This window comes from Streptomyces sp. NPDC005706, assembly GCF_040631045.1.
GTDB lineage: Bacteria > Actinomycetota > Actinomycetes > Streptomycetales > Streptomycetaceae > Streptomyces.
In genome coordinates this window covers 24,146-41,962 of sequence record NZ_JBEXYS010000039.1, presented here as the reverse complement: position 1 = coordinate 41,962, position 17,817 = coordinate 24,146, and the positions used below count along the sequence as shown (strand labels likewise).

The window sequence follows — 17,817 nt, the reverse complement described above, 5'->3', positions numbered from 1 at the left end:
CCCCCGCACCGTCGCCGAGGTCCGCGACACACGCCCCGCCTCCACCTCAACTTCCCCTGCGGATACGCCGCCTCCACCGCGACCTGATCAGCCTCGACCCCGCCGGCTACGGCATCCACCGCATCGGCATCGCCCGCACCCGCGCCGCAGCCACCCGACGCACCGCAGCGATCCAATTCGGTCAGCTCCCACACGAGCCCTGCCGACACCACCGGCCGACACCGCGGCAGCCATGGCTTCCAAGGGATGCCTGCGGAGGGTGTGGGGTGTGCGGCGGCCGAAGCCACCGCGAGACCATCGCAGGCATCTTCCTCTGGTCCACCCGGTGATCCAAACGAAACCGCCTAGACGGACGGCGGGGCCCCGCTGCTGTCAGCGGGTCCCGCGGCGTCGTCGGTGTCGGTCAGACGGGTGCCGGCCGGGATCGGTCGCCCGTGGGTTCGAGGCGGACGACGATGCCCTTCGACGTGGGCTGGTTGCTTACGTCGGCGACGCTGTCGAGCGGCACCAGGACGTTCGTTTCCGGGTAGTAGGCGGCGGCCGAACCCTTGGCCGCCGGGTAGGACACGACCTCGAAGTTCTCGGCCCGGCGCTCGGTGCCGTCCTCCCAGACACTCACCAGGTCCACGCGATCGCCCTGGGCGAGGCCGAGTTCGGACAGGTCGGCCGGGTTGACGAGGATCACGTGGCGGCTGCCATGGATGCCGCGGTAGCGGTCGTTGTTGGTGTACGGGACGGTGTTCCACTGGTCGTGCGAGCGCAAGGTCTGCAGCAGCAGGTGACCCTCGGGGGCCCGGGGGATCACCGGCTCGTTGCAGGTGAACCGGGCCTTGCCGGTCTCGGTCCTGAACACGCCCTCGTTGACCGGGTTGGGTAGCTGGAAGCCTCCCGGACGGGTCACCCGGGCGTTGAAGTCGTGGAAGCCCGGCACGATCCGGGAGATGCTGTCGCGGATGGTGTTGTAGTCGCCCTCGAACTTGGCCCAGGGGATGTCCCCCTCGCCGCCGAGGCTCAGCCGGGCGAGCCGGCACAGGATGGCGACCTCGCTCAGCAGCACGCGCGAGGCCGGTTCGAGTCGTCCCTGGGAGGTGTGCACCTCGCTCATGGAGTTCTCGACGGTGACGAACTGCTCGCCGTCGGCCTGGACATCACGCTCGGTGCGCCCCAGCGTCGGCAGGATCAGGGCGGTCTCGCCGCAGACGGTGTGCGAGCGGTTGAGCTTGGTGGAGATGTGGGCGGTCAGCCGGCACGAACGCATCGCCTTCTCGGTGACCTCGCTGTCGGGCGCTGCGCGCACGAAGTTCCCGGCCAGGGCTAGGAAGACCTTGACGCGGCCCTCCAGCATCGCCTTGATCGAGTTCACCGAGTCCAAGCCGTGCGGGCGCGGCGGATCGAAGCCGAACTCCTCCTGAAGGGCGTCCAGGAAGGTGTCCGGCATCTGCTCCCAGATGCCCATGGTGCGGTCGCCCTGGACGTTGCTGTGGCCGCGCACCGGGCAGGCGCCCGTGCCGGCGCGCCCCAGATTGCCGCGCAGCATCAGGAAGTTGACGATCTCCCGGATGGTGGGTACGCCGTGCTTGTGCTGGGTGATGCCCATCGCCCAGCACACGATGACGCGTTCGCTCCGCAGGACGTCGTCGCGGACCTTCTCGATCTCCTCGCGGGTCAGTCCCGTCGCCGCGCGCACGTCGTCCCAGTCGACGGTGCGGGCGTGCCGGGCGAACTCCTCGAAACCGGAGGTGTGGGCGTTGATGAAGTCGTGGTCCAGGACGGTGCCGGGACGCGCGTCCTCCGCCTCCAGCAACAGCCGGTTCAGTGCCTGGAACAGGGCGAGGTCCCCGCCCGGCTTGATGTGCAGGAAGCGGTCGGCGATCTGGGTGCCCCGCCCCACGACCCCACGCGGCTTCTGCGGGTTCTTGAAGCGTCGCAGCCCCGCCTCCGGCAACGGGTTCACCGCCACGATGCGGCCGCCGTTGCGCTTGGCCTCCTCCAGGGCCGAAAGCTGCCGCGGGTGATTGCTGCCCGGGTTCTGCCCCACCAGGAAGATCAGGTCCGCGTGGTGGAGGTCGTCGAGACTCACGGTGCCCTTGCCGACGCCCAGCGTCTCGCTCAGGGCGAAGCCGCTGGACTCGTGGCACATGTTGCTGCAGTCGGGCAGGTTATTGGTGCCGTAGGCGCGGGCGAAGAGCTGGAAGACGAAGGCGGCCTCGTTGCCGGCCCGGCCGGAGGTGTAGAAGACTGCCTCGTCGGGCGAGTCCAGCCCCTGGAGTTCCTGCGCCAGGATGCCCAGGGCGTCGTTCCAGCCAATGGGCTCGTAGCGGTCCGCACCGGGCCGTTTGATCATCGGCTCGGTGAGCCGGCCCTGCTGGTTGAGCCACATGTCGGAGCGGGCGGCCAGATCGGACACGCTGTGCTCGCGGAAGAAGTCGGCGGTGATCCGGCGCGTCGTGGCGTCGTCGTTGATGTGCTTGGCGCCGTTCTCGCAGTACTCATTGCGATGGCGCCGGCCCGGAGCGGGGTCCGCCCATGCGCAGCCGGGGCAGTCGACCCCGCCCACCTGGTTCATGGTGAGCAGGTCGACCCCGGTCTTGCGCGGGGAGGTCTGCTCCAGGGAGTACTCCAGCGCGTGCACGACGGCGGGAACGCCGGCCGCCCACTTCTTCGGCGGTGTCACGGAGAGGGAGGTCTCCGGCTCCTCACCGGGCGGGTTCTGCATCGCTTGGCCTTTCTCTTGCCGTGTGCGGTACGCGGGTCAGCCGACGGGCCACTGGGCGACACGGCTCCTGGGCGGTTCCGGGGTGTCGTGCTGAACCCGGCCGTTGCGGATGGTGCCGCGCCAGGCACCGCCCTCCTGACCGAGCCCTTCGATGAAGTGCTTGAAGCTCACCAGTTCCCCGCGCACCAGTCGCACGGTCAGCCCCACGACCCTGGACGAGCGGGTGAGGACCTTCGCGGCCCCCTGCGGTTGGAGGAGCATCCGGACCGTGATCGCGGTGCCACCGGACTCCGTCGGCCTGAACTCGACCTCGCCCTGGTGGGTGGGGTGCTGCTCCAGGCCACGCCAGGCCAGGTAGGCGTCAGGGTCCTGTTCCACGATCTCGACCGCGAAACGGTGACGCAGGAGGCCGTAGCCGATGGTCCACGCGGTGACGGTAGGCCTGATCTGCTCGACGTCGCGCACCACGGTCGAGAAGCGCGGGAACGTCTTGAACTGCGTCCACTGGTTGTAGGCCGTGCGGACCGGCACCGCGACCTCGACCGTCTCCTCGACGTGCCGCTCGCGCAGCGGACGGCGGCGTGTCACGCCGTCGCCGTCGGAGCGCGTGCCCGGGGTGTTCGGCACGGCCTGCCCACCGTCGTCTTCGTGCGCCATCATGGTCCTTCTTCCGGTGAGGGAGCCGGGCGTCCAGAGACCCGGCCCTCCCTTATGGGCAGGGCATCTCTTCCGGTTCCCCGATCCCGGATTTCGAGTCACCCGACCGTGTAGGCGTCTCGGGCGGCCACGGGCGAGTGACTCCGCGCCACCCGAGAAAGCTGCATACGGTCAAGAGACGGGCGTCCGGGCGCGGATAGGTTTCCGGTGCTGCGCGGGCTGGGGGCCGCGTGGCGTTACTGGTGAAGCGGGTCGAGGGCGAGGGTGATGGTTATCCATGGCACGGCGGCTGCTCACGCTTCCCAGGGTGCACTGACCCGGCCAGCGGGGCGAACCCACCGCTCCCGCCAGCGGGCCGTAGCGGCGTATGGACCGGCCCGCAATAGCGCGATGGAAGGCTGACAGCCACCAATGGCTGTCACGACATGCACTGGATCGACTCCGTAACGTAATTATGGTCGTGCCTGGTCGTTCCTGACGCGGGCCGCCACGGGACGGGGCCGGCGCGCCCGTCGGCGTGCCGTTTTCCGGTCCGAGGAGTCACGTGTCCGAGCAGAACACCGTCGAGGTCGAGACCACCCACGGCAAGATCTCGGGCCTGGTGCAGGGCGGCATCGCCCGCTTCCTGGGCATCCCCTACGCGGCGGCGCCGATCGGCGACCTGCTGTTCGACGCCCCACAGCCGCCTGAGCCCTGGACGGGGGTGCGCACCGCGCACACCTATGGCGCCACCGCCCCCAAGCCGCCGCTCGCCGGCCGGCTCGGTGAGATCGTCGCCGACCCGGACATCGAGGGCGACGAGTGGCTGAACCTCAACGTCTGGACCCCCGACCCCCACCAGGCCCCGGGGCTGCCGGTGCTGGTGTGGATCCACGGCGGCGGCTTCACCACCGGATCATCGGCCGTGCCAACCTACGACGGCGCGACCTTCGCCCGTGACGGTCTGGTCTGCGTCAGCTTCAACTACCGGCTCGGCGTCTACGGCTACGGCTACCTGCCGGACGCCCCGGCACCGGCCAACCGCGGCCTGCTCGACCAGGTCGCAGCCCTGCGGTGGGTGCGCGAGAACATCGCACGCTTCGGCGGCGACCCGGACAACGTCACCGTCGCCGGAGAGTCCGCCGGCGCGATGAGCGTGCTCGCGCTCCTCGCCCGCGACGACGGCCTGTTCCACCGGGCCATCGTCCAGAGCGGCAACGGCCACATCGGCCAGACGCCCGCCGACGCCGACAAGGTCCTCAAGGCCGTCGCCGACAACCTCGGCATCGACCCCACCCTCGAGGCGTTCACCGACATCGACGTCGAGGAACTGCTGAAAGCGCAGGCCACGGTCAGCTCCGACATCAGCCAGAAGCCGAACAGCACGACTTACGGCGCGAGCACGATGGCCGCCTGCGGGCTGTCCTTCATGCCCGTCGTGGACGGCACGACGCTGCCGAAGCGCCCTATCGAGGCGATCGCCGACGGCGTGGGCGACCGCGTCCCGCTGCTGATGGGCACCACGACCGAGGAGTTCCGCCTCTTCATCGTCTCCACCATCCTGGTCGCCTGGAACCTTCCCTCCCTGTACAACAGCCACCTCACCTGTTACAGCGTGCCCACCGGCTCGTGGGACGAGTACAAGAAGGGCGACACGAACACCTACCCCCGCGACGGATCCTCCGGCGTGGCCAGCGCGCTGTTCACCGACCGGATGTTCCGCATCCCGACCTACCGCGTCGCCGAGACCCGCAGCCAGAGGCCCGGCGCCGCCCCCACCCACCTCTACGAGCTCGGCTGGCGCTCCCCGGTGACGCCCAACAACATCGGGGTCAAACTGGGCGCCTGCCACAGTGTGGACCTGCCGTACGGCTGGGACACCACGGAACTGGCGGAGAGCAAGAAGTTCACCGGCCCCAACCCGCCCAAGCCGCTCGCTCAGGCCCTGCACAAGGCATGGGCGGACTTCGCCAAGACAGGCGCGATCTCCTGGGCCGCCTACGACACCGACAAGCGCCCCGTGATGACCTACGCCCACAACAACACCACCACCCACCAGGTCGTCGAGGACCCGCGCAAGAGCGAGCGCACCTGGTGGGACGGCCACCCCGCCACCAACTGACCCACTCCATCGTGCCTCACGCCGCCCCGCCGACCACCCGGCGGGGCGGCCGCGCCCTCCCCGGTCCGACTGCCCTCGCCGAGACCCGCCGCTCCGACCGATTGCCAGACGCACGCCGCCAGACCAGGCGTCAGACTTGCCAGAACCGGAGATACCGAGCAGGCGCGCCGCTCAGCTGAGTGCCACCTACTCAGTGGTGACGATCCGGTTCACGCAGCGTTCCGCGGCCAGGTTCCCAACTGCACGTACGAGAACGCTGCAAGACCGCGGCCGCTCCTGACCACTGGCCGTACTCGGGTGCCGGCGCGCGTCCTCGTAGCAGGCCAGTCCCCAGCCCGCCGCCCCCAGGGCGAGCCGCAGGTTCCGGCCAGCGCATCGTCCGGGTCGAGTGGTCGGCCGTGGCGGGAATCGCGTTCGGCGCGACCGGACGGGTGGAAGAGCAGGAGGACGCCGCCGGCGGCGGTCACCCGGGCCCACTCGTGCAGAGCTGCCACAGGGTCGGGGACATGATTGACCAGTCCCGCACTGAAGATGCTGTCCACCGCGCCGACTGGCCACGGTAGTCGGCAGGCCTCGGCCAGCAGCAGCCGTGCAAGGCCGGCACGGCCTTCCCGCGAGGTGGTTATCAGCACGGCGAAGCGTTCTGGCCCCTGGTCATCGGCCGCCGGGTCATTCCCGTGCCGCCGTGAGCACTTCGACTCCGTCGAGGATCCGGTCGAGGCCGAAGTCGAGCGGGTCGATGCTGGGCGGGTCGAAGGCGCCGTCGGCGACGGCCTTGACGAGGGCGGGGAAGCCGTCGGCGTGCCGGGCGAGCAGTTCGCCGGTGAGCCGGTCCCACTCGCGGTCGTGTTCCTCGTTGTGGTCGCGCCGCTGCTGGGCGAGGTTGCGGACGTGACCGACGAGGAGCAGGAAGATCTGGTGCCGCTGGGCGCCGCCCAGTCCCGTCGGCTCCAGGGCGGCGAGCGCCGCGTCGAGCCAGCGCAGCTGCCGGGGACCCATGATCTGGCGGCGCATCGCGGTGGCGGTGAGCAGCCAGGGGTGGGCGGCGTAGACGGCCGCGCACTGCCGGGTCCACTCCCGCGTGGCCGCCCGCCAGTCGCCGTCCGCCACGCCGGACAGGTCTGGTGCCTCGATGAGCACCTGCTCCACCATCAACTCGACGAGTCCCCGCTTGCCGGGGACGTACCGGTACAGCGCCATGGACGTGACCCCGAAGCCGCTCGCCACCTTGTTCATGGACACGGCGTCCAGGCCCTCCGCGTCGGCCAGTTCGACGGCGGCGGCGGCGATCTGTCCGGGTGACAGCTTGGGCTTAGGACCGCGGGTGGGCTGGTCCTGTTCTCCCCACAGCAGTGCGAGGCCGGCGCGCGGGTCACGGGGCTTGTCCGACTCCTTGTTCCGGGCGGCCATGCGGCTCCTCCTCTTCGGCTCGGTTCCGGTCGGGCGGAACCCGTTGACTCCATTCACCAACTGTATATACCGTAAACACAACTGCTGACGACATAAACAGTTTAGGGGGAACGCTCATGTTGCTGACCTACCGGGCCCTCAAGCGCCGCTCGCACGCGAAGAACCTGCGCATCACCGCCCCGAACGGCATCGACGAGGCGTCGTACGTCCGTATCGGCGGCATCGACCAGTGGGTCTCCATCCGGGGCGAGGACCTGTCGAACCCCGTGACTCTGGAGATCCACGGCGGCCCCGGCGCCTCCAACATGATCTTCACCCCCCGCACCCGCGCCTGGGAACGGCACTTCACGATCGTGCGCTGGGACATGCGGGGCTCGGGCCGGACGTTCGCGGCGGGCGGCCCCGAGGGGCAGGGCGAGATGACTCTGGACCGCGTGTACCGGGACTCCCTCGAGGTCACCCGCTACGTCCGCGAGCGCCTGGGCGTCCCCCGGCTCCTCCTCGTCGCCAACAGCTTCGGCACCGTCACCGGCCTCCGGCTGGCCCGCGACCACCCCGAGCTGTACTCGGCGTACGTCGGCACCGACCAGAACATCGTCGACGGCGGCCGCGACACCTCCTCCTACCGGGCGCTGCTGGCCCGGCTGGAGAAGGCCGGCAAGAAGAAGGAACTGGCCACGGTTGTGGCGATGGGGCCGGACCGGACGGCCTGGACCGCCCACCAGTGGTCGCAGTACGCCAAAACCGTCGTCACCACAGACCCGCTGACCTACGACACCATGAAGACGGTGGTGATCCGCTCCCTGTGGTTCTCCCCGTTCCACAACCTGCGCGGGCTGCGCTCCTACCTCAAGGGCATGACCTTCTCCGAGCAGTTGGGCCCGCAGGCGACCGTGCTCGACGAGCGGGCCGAGGGCACCATCTTCCGCCTTCCCTTCTTCCTCTTCCAGGGCGACAGCGACGTCCTGACCCCGCCGGAGCCGGCCCGCCGCTTCTTCGAGGACGTCACGGCCCCGGTCAAGGACTTCGCTCTGATCGAGGACGCCAGTCACTTCGCGGCCTTCCGCCACCCCGACCGGTTCCTCGACCTGATGCTGACGAAGGTGCGGCCGGTGGTCACGGGGACAGCGACCAAGTAGGCCTCGGTGTCCTTAACTCCTCAGACACCAGCCGCAAATTGACATCCTCGCCCACCTAAAGGAGGGCGATTCCCGCCTACCGCGCCGTTGAAGGCTGCGGTGTCGGGTGGGTTCCTGCTTCGCTGCGCGGTGCCGGGACGGGTCCCGGTCTTACCCCCGCTCCACAGGCTGTCACGGCCAGTCCGGCCGCCTTGGCGACGTTGACCGCCGCGTTGATGTCCCGGTCCAGGACGGCCCCGCACGCCCTACACGTCCACACGCGGACGTGCAGGGGCTTGGAGCCGTCCCGGACGCCGCACCGCGAGCACACCTGGGAGGTCGGCACGAACCGGCCGATCTTCACGAAGGTGCGCCCGTACCGGGTGGCCTTGTACTCCAGCATGGTCACGAACGCCGACCATCCAGCGTCGTGGACGGACTTGGCCAGGCGCGTGCGGGCGAGCCCTTTCACCGCCAGGTCCTCCACGGCGACCGCTTGGTTCTCGCGGATCAGCTTCGTGGAGAGCTGGTGGTGGAACTCGCGACGCGCGTCCGCGACCCGCGCGTGCGCGCGGGCGACCTTGACCCTGGCCTTGTTCCGGTTCTTCGACCCCTTCTCCTTGCGGGAGAGGGCCCGCTGCGCCTTCTTCAAGCGCTTCTCGGCCCGACGCAGGAACCGCGGGCCGTCGATCTTCGTGCCGTCCGAGAGGACCGCGAAGTGCCCGAGTCCCAAGTCGATGCCGACTTCTGGTGTCGCCTTTGGCAGCACATCGCACGGGCCGGTCTCCACCACGAAGGATGCGAAGTACCGGCCCGCCGAGTCCTTGACCACACTCACCGTGGACGGCGTCGAGGGCAGGGTTCGCGACCACCTCACCCGCACGTCTCCGATCTTCGGCAGGCGCAGCTTCTGCCCGGGGGTGATGGATCAGCGGGCGTTCGCGGTGAACCGGACGGCCTGCCGGGTGTCCTTGCGGGACTTGTACCGGGGCGCGCCCATGCGCGGGCGCTTGCCCTTCAGGGCGTCGAAGAAGTTCCGGTACGCCGTATCCAGGTCCCTCAGAGACTGCTGCAGGACGACCGCCGACACCTCGCCGAGCCACGCCCGCTCGGGCCTCTGCTTGGCCTCGGTGATGAGCTGCTTCGACAGATCCCCGGTCTTCGGGAACGCCAGCCCCTCGCTGCGGGCGGTCTCCCGAGCCCTGAGAGCGTCGTTGTAGACCACCCGTGCACACCCGAACGCCCTCGCCAACGCCATGCGCTGACCGGCACTCGGGTACAAGCGGAAGCTGTACCGAAGCTGCACGCGGATCATGATACACAGTTGGTTTATGGGTATCGATGAGAACGTTCGCACAGGTCGCCACTGCGTTTTCCGGATGCATGTCCACTTGGTTTTCCTGACGAAGTACCGGCACTCCGTCTTCACCCACCGGCACCTGACGCGCTGCGAGGAGATCATGCGAGCCGTGTGTGAGGACTTCGAGGCCGAGCTGGTGGAGTTCAACGGCGAGGCCAACCACGTCCACCTGCTCGTGAACTTCCCGCCCAAGGTCGCCGTATCCAGGCTGGTGAACTCCCTCAAGGGCGTGTCCTCCCGCAGGCTCCGCCAGGAGTTCCCCGACCTCGTCCGCCACTACTGGCGGGCACAGCGCCTGTGGTCCGGCTCATACTTCGCCGGGTCGGCCGGCGGTGCGCCACTCAGCATCGTGAAGCAGTACATCGAGCAGCAGAACCGGCCGCTCTGACTTGGGCCGAGGTGACCAGAGCGGATCCGTGCACACAGGACGGTCAGACTGCCGGCGCGAATGCGGTGATGACGTCGACGAGGTCGGCCGGGGCTTCCAGCGGGATCAGGTGACCGGTGTGGCGGACCACCACGAGGTCGGCTTGGGGGAGGTAGGGCACCAGGTTGTCGCGGAGCACGCCGACGGGCTCCACCTGGTCGTGTTCTCCGGCGACGACGAGGGCGGGCACACTGACCATGCGTGTGTGCTCGGTGATGTCCTGCGCGATGCCGCGCAGCGGCCACTCGGTGCGGGCGGCGTCGACGACGGTCCGCGAATCGGTCACGATCTGAGCCTTGGCCAGAGCGGGCAGCTCGGTCGCGGTGAGGACGTGATCCCGTGCCCCGGCCACGGACTCGGCGGAGTCGTAGGCGTGCGACAGGGCTTCCTGGTACTCGGGAGTGATTTGTGCGGCGGGCTTCGCCGGGCCGGAGCCGACGAGAACGATGCCGCGCAGGCCGACGGGCCGGGTGGCCGCGACCAGCTGTGCGACCTTGCCTCCCATCGAATGCCCCACCAGGACGTAGTCGGTGACCCCCGCATCCGCGAGCACGGCGAGCGTGTCGTCAGCGAGCTGACCGAGCGTATAGGGACCGGGCAGAGCGCTCGACCGGCTCCACCCGCGGAAGTCGACTGTGAGCATGTCACGGCCCGTCAGTTGGTCGACGACGAGGTCCCAGGTGCGGGCAGAACCACCCCAATAGTGCAGGAACACCAGGGTCGGCCCGGTCCCCGGCCGGTGGTCGTAAGTGGGCAGAAGCGTCTGGTGCGTCGTGTTCATGATGGCTCTTCCGTTCGATGCTCTAGGCGATTGCCCTGTGCATTCATTGAAACTTCCGCACCCGGACGGGGCATCGGCGTGACTGGTCACCCGATGGTGAAAACTGGACACGTGAGCGTGATCCGGCAGATGACCTACCAGCCCGCAGGACGCCGCGCCGCCTCGGTCGAGACGATGACGTTCGGCCGCCTTCGCGAGCTGAACGACGGCGGCTCGCAGCGCGCCGACTTCTACGTCCTTGCCGTCATCGACGCCGGACCCGGCTCAGTCACGGTCGATTTCCACCTCCACCCGCTCCAAGATCGGTCCGCGGTGTGGATTCCACCCGGCGCGGTGCACCGGTGGGACGACATCGCCGAAGTGGCAGGGCACCTTGTGCTGTTCGTGCCGACCGCACCGGTCACCCACGCCACCAGAGAACTCGTCGCCTCCCCGGACCTGGCCGCGCACTGGAGCATCCCCGACGCCGTCTGGCCCTTCGTCGACACGGCGCGCAGCCATCTCCTCCTCGAAGCATCCGCCTCACCCAGTGACTCCTCGACGGAGGTGCCCGACATCCTGCTCTCCGCGCTCATCACCCGGCTGCACCCACCGCACGCCGAAGCACGGCTCCAGCATCCGGTGTTCCAGTTGTTCCGCTCCAGCGTCGAAGCTCACTTCCGGCAACACCACGACGCCGGCTACTACGCCCGTGCGCTGGGGTACGCGCCCCGCACCCTCTCACGAGCGGTGCAGCAGGCCACCGGCCGCACCGCGAAGGCGTACATCGTCGAACGGATCACCTTGGAAGCCAAACGGCTCCTCGCACACGACCGTCTCACCGCCGCCCGCTGCGCCGACATACTCGGCTTCTCCGACGCATCCGACTTCTCGATGTTCTTCCACAAGGCCACAGGCAAACGCCCGGGCGCGTGGCAGACGACGATGGCGCCGAGCGAGGAGGTGCCCCCATGAAGCACACTCACGTCGCCGTCGCCTCCACCGCGTCCTTCGGCGGCTGGCCTTTGACAGCGGCGCAGGTCAATGGACCGCAGTAGAACGCGAGGCCTACGCCAACGACATCGCCGACCCGCGCGCCCTCATCGCCCGCTCCAACCGCAGCAAAGCCGATCAAGATGGGTCGACGGTGGACGGGATGGGAGCTCCCGGCGCACGCCACTACGGACCCGCGGTCGGCGACGGTGCCCCCTCCATCCCGGTACCGGCCGATCCCCCGCCGGAGGCACCGTCTTGACCGTGGGCCGCTCTGTGCGGTGATCGACTCATGGCCTCCGGCCTTATCCGCCAGTGGGCGCGCGTCGGCGCAGCGTCATCGGAGCGAGCCGAAGGCGGGAGCGGCGCCCGCAGCGGAGCCGGGCCGCTCGCGGGAAGCGGAGCGACCCGCCTTGACACCGCTTGCCTCGGCTTGGCTGTGCGCGTCTGACAGGCGCGAGCGCGGTGTCCTCAATATCGACGGTGGGCGTGCGAGCATCGGGGGATGCTCTCAGGCGCACACGTGATCCTCTACTCCCAGGATGCTGAGGCGGACCGGGCCTTCCTCAAGGACGTCCTCGGCTTCGCCCACGTCGACGCGGGCCACGGCTGGTTGATCTTCAAGCTGCCGCCCGCCGAGGTCGCCGTGCACCCCACCGATGGCGCGCCGAAGCACGAGTTCTACCTGATGTGCGACGACCTGGACGCCGTATGCGCCCAGCTTGCAGAGCGCGGCGCGGAGCTCACCGGCGAAGTGACCGAAGAGCGATGGGGACGCCTCACTGCCGTACGCCTCCCCAGTGGCAGTGAACTGCCCCTGTATCAACCGCTGCACCCTGTCGCGCACAGCCTCGACTGAACCTCCGCCACGACGCCGTCACTGCTGGGACTGCGCCGGCTCCTCCGTCTTGAGCCACATGGACACTTCGCGCGCCCTGGGCCAGTCCACTTCCACTACAGTCCGTTACACCTTGTTGGCTGGCTGAACGCTTGACCTTCGCCGTACGCCAGAACCGTTTTGATCAACTTCCGTGTCGCTGCTGAGCGTGATGTCGGCGGACCTTGGAGCTGAGTCCACGCCCGCGAAACTTTCGGCGTTCGCCGTCAAGCCCGGCGGTTAGCGGCTTTCGGGCGGCCTGACTACCCCCAGGCACGCGCCTCAGTCGTGTGGCCGGTGACAGCCTGGCCCCCATGGCCCCGAAGCCGCTGGGTGCGGCGGATACGCCGCTGGAGGCATGCGAGAAACCGACCGACTTCCATCCACGCCGCGCGCCGGGTTGCACAGTCGGCCCGGCTTCCATCCTGATCAGGACTGAGGGGTGGTGGCTCTGTCGTGAGGGGTTCCTCCTTGCGCCGACAAGGGTGGCTCCCTGGGGGGTGACCCGAGGTCAGTGGGGCGCATAAGACGCGGAAGTCGATTATTTCGTGATGTCAGTCACAGTGCTCCGCGAATTGACCTGTGTACTTAGCAGATGCGTCATGGCGTACATCTGAGTATTTGTCCGTCTTGACCTGGATGTGGGTCCTGCGGCGTGTGCCGGAATTCCGCCCGGCTGGCCGGCGTACTTATTGCCCCGCGCTGTAAGGCTTCTGACGCTGCGACAGCTTTTCCGCCTGTCGCGGTGTGGGGACCGGAGGCCCGCGCATGGCCTTGGCGAGGTCCTGAGATCTACGAAGCGACGTAGTGGCGGGACCCATTGCGTGCCCTGTCGAGCCGTTCTAAGAATGTCGCCCCACAAGACGTCGCTGCAGTTCGGAACCGGTGTTCACGCCGATTGACCGCGCGCTGTGGCGCTCGGCGTCACCGAATGAGTAGGAGCCCTCCCCCACATGAAGTCGTCCCGACTGTCTCCGAGATTCCTCGCCCTCACTCTCGGCCTGGGTCTGGCCTCCAGCGCGCTGGCTGTGGCGGTGCCGGCGAGTGCCCAGCCGGCCGCCAATCCCTCCGATTCCGCTGATACCTCGGTGGCGGGGTACGACGGGTCGGCTCAGGAGGCCGCGAACAACAAGGCGTTCTTCGAGGCCGTGCTCAAGTCGGTCGCCGAGAAGAGTGCCGCCCAGCCCAGCGGGCAGGCGGTGACGCTCCACTACGACGTCTCCAAGGCGCCGAGCTTCCGATCGCAGATATCGAGCGCGGCCGAGATCTGGAACAGCTCCGAGTCCAACGTCAAGCTCGAGGAGGCTTCGAGCGGTTCGAGCAGCGCCGACTTCTCCTACTCCGAGGGCAACGACCCCCGCGGGTCCCACGCCTCCACCGACGGCCACGGAAACGGCCAGATCTTCCTCGACTACACCCAGACCCAGCAGAACGACTCGATTCGCGTCGTCGCGCACGAAACCGGGCATGTCTTGGGCCTGCCGGACAACTACAGCGGGCCGTGCACTGAGCTGATGTCGGGCGGCGGACCCGGCCCGTCCTGCACCAACCGCAACCCGAACGCCACCGAGCGTGCGCGTGTCGACGAGCTGTGGGCCGGCGGTGGCGCGCAGGCTTCGGGTACGGGGAACCAGTCCGGTGGCGGCCCGAGTGCTGCACCGTCGGCACCGTCCGTGGCCCCGGACACGGGGGATCCGTCCGGTGGCAGCCCGAGCGCTGCACCGTCGGCACCATCCGTGGCCCCGGACACGGGGAATCCGTCCGCTGGCGGCCCGAGCGCTGCATGGCCGGCATGGCCCGTGGGGCCGGGTCAGGGTCCGTGGCGTCCGCAGCACCGCACGCTCTGGAACTGATCGCGTTCCCACTCATCGCGCGCCCAGGCATGAGGTCGGGTGGGAACTCACTGGTCGATCTTGTTGATCGCCCGACCTGATAAGGATGAGGCCAGATATCAAACTCTGTGTCCAGTGTGGGCGCCGTCCCTCAGCTGGTGGATGGCGCCCGCTGACTCATCAAGATCATTGACTCCGCCGACCTCGGTTACTGTCCGTAGGAATGAGAGTCGGGCGCAGTGACGGGGAGGCGTGGCAGAGGATCGTCCGAGTCAGGTGTCAAGCATCACCCGACGCCGACCCGTCAAGCATCGGCCCGACGCGCCGCGCCAGCCGGGCCAGGGCGCCCGGCCCTGACGGCGGGCGGTCGCCGTGGTGGCCGTCGTCGGCTGCGTGCTCGATCTGCGGATCGCTGGCGACCTGGTCGAGGTCATGGGCGTGGACTCCGACCCGATGCTTCCCGTCGCCCGGACCACCGATGCCGGCCGCCTGCTCACTAGCAGGCCGGAGCAGTATGCCGCTCCCCTGTGGCGCATTCCAGCCGAAGCGGTCCAGGTTTCAGTCGACTAAAGGGAGCCGACGACGTCGGTCAACCGGCCAGATTCCTCGGCCGATCGATCGTCGGCATTCGGCGCTGATCGCGCTGTCCGCGCTGTCCGCGCTGTCCGCGCTGTCCGCGCTGTCCGCGCTGTCCGCGCTGTCCGCGCTGTCCGCGCTGTCCGCGCTGTCCGCGCCTGTTGGTATCAGCTGTTGGTGTCAGACGACAGTGGGCAGCTTGACGGCCATTGCTGCTAGCGGTACGGCGCGTTCGGAGATAGGCCTTGACGCGACAACCCCTGACGGAACGTCCTGTGCAGTGGGAGCGCCGTCGCCAGAACGAAGATTCCGAAGAGCGTGATCGGCACCAGTCCGACCAGCTTCACGTAGCCGAGGGGGTCGTTCAGGATGCCATCCCAGTTCGCCCACCAGTTCGCAGCCAGATCGGCCGCCATGATGGTTGCGCCAAGGGGCGGCCCCGCCGGGTGCGCAAGGACGACCCACACAGCGACGAGCAGCTCAAGCACAGGCAGGGCATGGAAGAGCAGTTGGCTCGGCAAGGGCCAATAGCGGTACGCGTGCAGTCCACCCCTGATCACGTCGTAGGCGTGCGACCCGGTTCCTTCCACGAACCCGATGACGAATATCGCCGCCACCCACCGCGCCCAGCGCGGCTGCGTCCCCCATCGCATGCCACCCATTCTAGGTACGTGATCCAACGCAATACCTCCCTGCCCCCATGCCGCACCCTCTCCCTCACTTCAACCGACCACTCTCCCCAGCTCCCATCCCCGTCCGCCGTCGACCCACACACCATGGAGCAGGCATGCATCATGAATCGGGCCGTTGGTCGGCCAAGGGGAGGGATGGAGAAGAACCGAGGTCGGCGTCCGCGGCTCCGATGAACGCCACCGGTTCAGATCTGTGCGGCAGCGGCCTCTTGCAGGCGTCGCGGCGATGAGGAAGCGATGCGTCGTTCCGGCAAGGTCGGAAACGCCGCCACGAGCTGGGGACTCAAGCAGGTCGCGGAGGCATCCGCGCACCACCACAGCACGGCTTCGCCGGAAAATTACCGCTCACGCATCCAAGCCCGGTAGCTCGACCGAGTTCTGACTTCACGCGTGAGGAACGTCGCCGACAACCGCGCGGCGTTCCTCACGCGGTGTGGGGTGTCCTACTGATTGGGTCTGGCGGCGCTGATGTCGCCGAGTGCCGAGTGCGCATCTCGGTCGATCGCCAGGTCACCGATGGAGACGATGCCCACGGCGTGGCCCTCCTCGACGACAGGAAGGCGGCGAACGGAATGCTCACGCATGAGCACGACCGCACGGTCGAGGTCTTCGTCCGGGCTGATGGTGACAAGATCGTCGCTGCAGGCGGCAGCCACGGTCTTCTCGCCCGGGTCGCCTTCCGCGAGCGCACGTATCTCGAGATCGCGGTCACTGACCAGGCCTCGCAGATCGTCTCCGTCGGTGACCAGTACGATCCCGATGTCTTCGCCGCGCATCCGCTGTGCCACCGCCGTCACCGATGCCTGCGGCTCCACCGTCACCAGCCGGCTGGTCATGATGTCCCGCACATGACGCGTCATGACGCCTCCGTTCGCGGGTCGGGAACTGGTGCCCACTGAGCAGTGTGCATCTTGAAGTTGCTGGTCATGGGTCCGACGTGGCTGGTCTTCGGAGTGCTCGTGCTGGTCGTGGGCGGCAGTCTGCTGTGTTGATCGTCGGGCGGGGTGGTTTTGCCGGTGCAGAAGTCTTGCCACGCGCCACAACGATGAGTTTTGTGATGGCCTCCGGTCTACCTGTCAGACCGTTCCATCGCGTTCGCATCGGAGTCAACTTGAAGCTTCTTCTCACGTCGGCGGGTATTACCAACGCGAGCATCCAGGACGCGCTTGTGCAACTGCTGGGCAAGCCGATCGCCGAGTCCGATGCCCTGTGCATCCCCACTGCGGGGTATGGGCACCCGATGGGTAGCCCGGCTGGGGCCTGGCGTTTCATCAGCGGACAGTCCCGCCTGCCCATGTGCGACCTGGGGTGGAAGTCCTTGGGGGTGCTGGAGCTGACCGCGCTGTCCAGCATCGGTGAAGAGCGTTGGATCCCGTGGGTCCAGGAGGCGGACGTCCTGCTGGTGAACGGCGGCGATGCGCTGTATCTGGCCCACTGGATGCGGCAGTCCGGGCTGGCGGACTTCCTGCCGTCGCTGACCGAGAAGGTCTGGGTGGGGCTCAGCGCCGGGAGCATGGTGATGACACCCCGCATCGGGGAGTACTTCGTAGAGTGGAAGGCGCCCACCGGCGACGACAGCGCGCTGGGCGTCGTCGACTTCTCGATCTTCCCGCACGTAGATCACGTCGACCTGCCGGACAACAGCATGGCTGCGGCGGAGAAGTGGGCGACCGGTCTCCCGAATCCGGCGTACGCGATCGACGATGACACCGCCATTACGGTGGTCGACGATGCACTGGAGGTCGTCTCCGAGGGCACATGGAGACACTTCCCCGCCTGAGCGAGCGACGCCCGGTGTCCGGCCAGCCCGTCCCTCACCACCAGCGCTGCGTTCGGGCCCAAGCGGCTCCTGGTGACCGATCGCCCGTTGTCGGAGCCTCGCCGAGCAACTCGACGAAGGGGACCCAGCCTGTCTGTTATGAAGATCGTCGGTCACCTGCTGATCTCGTGCTGGTTGAGGACCAGCAGTGCCCGGACGAGGCGGGTGGCCCACTTCACGTCGAGGCGGAGCTTGGTCACCACGCGTCAGTTCTTGAGATGCGCGAAGGCGTGCTCACACACCGCGCGTTCGGTCAGCTGGTTGAGCAGCTTCTTCGCGGGCGCGAGCTTCTTGTCCTTCGGCTTCTTGTAGCCGGTGATCAGGGCCGGGTCGGTATCGGGGCCGTCGTCGAGGCCGACGAAGGCGAGGTCTGTGATCGCGGCGAGGCCGGCCGCGCGGTGCCTGGTCCGCAGTACAAGCAGCGACCGACGCCGCAGACGGACATCCACACGTCACGTACGTCAGTGATCCCCGCTTCA

At 68.3% G+C, this 17,817-nt stretch carries 15 protein-coding genes and 3 pseudogenes; 9 read left to right on the top strand and 9 right to left on the bottom strand.

The window, feature by feature from the left end; genetic code table 11:
- Positions 1–403 precede the first annotated feature (403 nt).
- Both ABZ478_RS35470 and ABZ478_RS35465 read right to left on the bottom strand, forming a co-directional pair.
- A complete protein-coding gene (locus tag ABZ478_RS35470; RefSeq protein ID WP_359556242.1) occupies positions 404–2,716 on the bottom strand; it encodes an FdhF/YdeP family oxidoreductase in 2,313 nt (770 codons plus the stop codon).
- A gap of 36 nt (positions 2,717–2,752) precedes the next feature.
- Positions 2,753–3,373 carry an SRPBCC family protein gene (locus ABZ478_RS35465; protein ID WP_359556275.1) on the bottom strand — a complete coding sequence of 207 codons (621 nt, stop codon included), beginning with the start codon at positions 3,371–3,373 and terminating at the stop codon, positions 2,753–2,755.
- 544 nt (positions 3,374–3,917) lie between these two features.
- On the opposite strand from ABZ478_RS35465, the gene ABZ478_RS35460 reads away from it, so the two are divergent.
- Positions 3,918–5,474 (top strand): carboxylesterase family protein, encoded by a 1,557-nt coding sequence (locus tag ABZ478_RS35460; RefSeq protein ID WP_359556241.1) that lies wholly within the window; start codon positions 3,918–3,920, stop codon positions 5,472–5,474.
- A gap of 209 nt (positions 5,475–5,683) precedes the next feature.
- On the opposite strand, the gene ABZ478_RS35455 is transcribed toward ABZ478_RS35460, so the two are convergent.
- On the bottom strand, positions 5,684–6,106 hold the full coding sequence (locus ABZ478_RS35455) for a methyltransferase domain-containing protein (RefSeq protein WP_359556239.1): 423 nt from the start codon (positions 6,104–6,106) through the stop codon (positions 5,684–5,686).
- A 37-nt stretch (positions 6,107–6,143) separates the two neighbouring features.
- Positions 6,144–6,884 carry a TetR/AcrR family transcriptional regulator C-terminal domain-containing protein gene (locus ABZ478_RS35450; RefSeq protein ID WP_359556238.1) on the bottom strand — a complete coding sequence of 247 codons (741 nt, stop codon included), beginning with the start codon at positions 6,882–6,884 and terminating at the stop codon, positions 6,144–6,146.
- Positions 6,885–7,000: 116 nt separating this feature from the next.
- On the opposite strand from ABZ478_RS35450, the gene ABZ478_RS35445 reads away from it, so the two are divergent.
- Positions 7,001–8,023: an alpha/beta hydrolase gene (locus tag ABZ478_RS35445; protein ID WP_359556237.1), complete on the top strand. Its 1,023-nt coding sequence runs from the start codon at positions 7,001–7,003 to the stop codon at positions 8,021–8,023.
- 76 nt (positions 8,024–8,099) lie between these two features.
- Here ABZ478_RS35445 and ABZ478_RS35440 read toward each other — a convergent pair.
- Positions 8,100–9,308 (bottom strand): annotated as a pseudogene (locus ABZ478_RS35440) (RNA-guided endonuclease TnpB family protein).
- A gap of 25 nt (positions 9,309–9,333) precedes the next feature.
- Between ABZ478_RS35440 and tnpA the strand changes: the two are divergent.
- Positions 9,334–9,750 (top strand): IS200/IS605 family transposase, encoded by a 417-nt coding sequence (gene tnpA / locus ABZ478_RS35435; RefSeq protein ID WP_359556235.1) that lies wholly within the window; start codon positions 9,334–9,336, stop codon positions 9,748–9,750.
- A gap of 43 nt (positions 9,751–9,793) precedes the next feature.
- On the opposite strand, the gene ABZ478_RS35430 is transcribed toward tnpA, so the two are convergent.
- Entirely contained in the window at positions 9,794–10,570 is a 777-nt protein-coding gene (locus tag ABZ478_RS35430; protein ID WP_359556232.1) for an alpha/beta hydrolase, read from the bottom strand.
- A 111-nt stretch (positions 10,571–10,681) separates the two neighbouring features.
- Between ABZ478_RS35430 and ABZ478_RS35425 the strand changes: the two genes are divergently transcribed.
- From ABZ478_RS35425 to ABZ478_RS35405, 5 genes and pseudogenes are all read left to right on the top strand, one after another.
- Complete coding sequence (locus ABZ478_RS35425; RefSeq protein WP_359556230.1) at positions 10,682–11,524, top strand: helix-turn-helix domain-containing protein; 843 nt, start codon at positions 10,682–10,684, stop codon at positions 11,522–11,524.
- 46 nt (positions 11,525–11,570) lie between these two features.
- Positions 11,571–11,696: pseudogene (locus ABZ478_RS35420) on the top strand (HNH endonuclease); the annotation flags it as partial.
- Positions 11,697–12,047: 351 nt separating this feature from the next.
- Positions 12,048–12,401, top strand: coding sequence for a VOC family protein (locus tag ABZ478_RS35415; RefSeq protein WP_359556227.1), 354 nt, complete (start codon positions 12,048–12,050; stop codon positions 12,399–12,401).
- A 971-nt stretch (positions 12,402–13,372) separates the two neighbouring features.
- Positions 13,373–14,035, top strand: a pseudogene (snpA, locus tag ABZ478_RS35410) (snapalysin); the annotation flags it as partial.
- Between the two features lie 588 nt (positions 14,036–14,623).
- Positions 14,624–14,821: a hypothetical protein gene (locus tag ABZ478_RS35405; RefSeq protein WP_359556225.1), complete on the top strand. Its 198-nt coding sequence runs from the start codon at positions 14,624–14,626 to the stop codon at positions 14,819–14,821.
- 221 nt (positions 14,822–15,042) lie between these two features.
- Here the strand turns inward: ABZ478_RS35405 and ABZ478_RS35400 are convergent, their stop codons facing one another.
- Complete coding sequence (locus ABZ478_RS35400; RefSeq protein WP_359556224.1) at positions 15,043–15,480, bottom strand: hypothetical protein; 438 nt, start codon at positions 15,478–15,480, stop codon at positions 15,043–15,045.
- 482 nt (positions 15,481–15,962) lie between these two features.
- Positions 15,963–16,379 (bottom strand): CBS domain-containing protein, encoded by a 417-nt coding sequence (locus ABZ478_RS35395; RefSeq protein WP_359556222.1) that lies wholly within the window; start codon positions 16,377–16,379, stop codon positions 15,963–15,965.
- Positions 16,380–16,630: 251 nt separating this feature from the next.
- Between ABZ478_RS35395 and ABZ478_RS35390 the strand changes: the two genes are divergently transcribed.
- Entirely contained in the window at positions 16,631–17,299 is a 669-nt protein-coding gene (locus ABZ478_RS35390) for a Type 1 glutamine amidotransferase-like domain-containing protein (RefSeq protein WP_359556220.1), read from the top strand.
- Between the two features lie 245 nt (positions 17,300–17,544).
- On the opposite strand, the gene ABZ478_RS35385 is transcribed toward ABZ478_RS35390, so the two are convergent.
- Positions 17,545–17,787: a hypothetical protein gene (locus ABZ478_RS35385; protein ID WP_359556217.1), complete on the bottom strand. Its 243-nt coding sequence runs from the start codon at positions 17,785–17,787 to the stop codon at positions 17,545–17,547.
- Between the last annotated feature and the right edge of the window lie 30 nt (positions 17,788–17,817).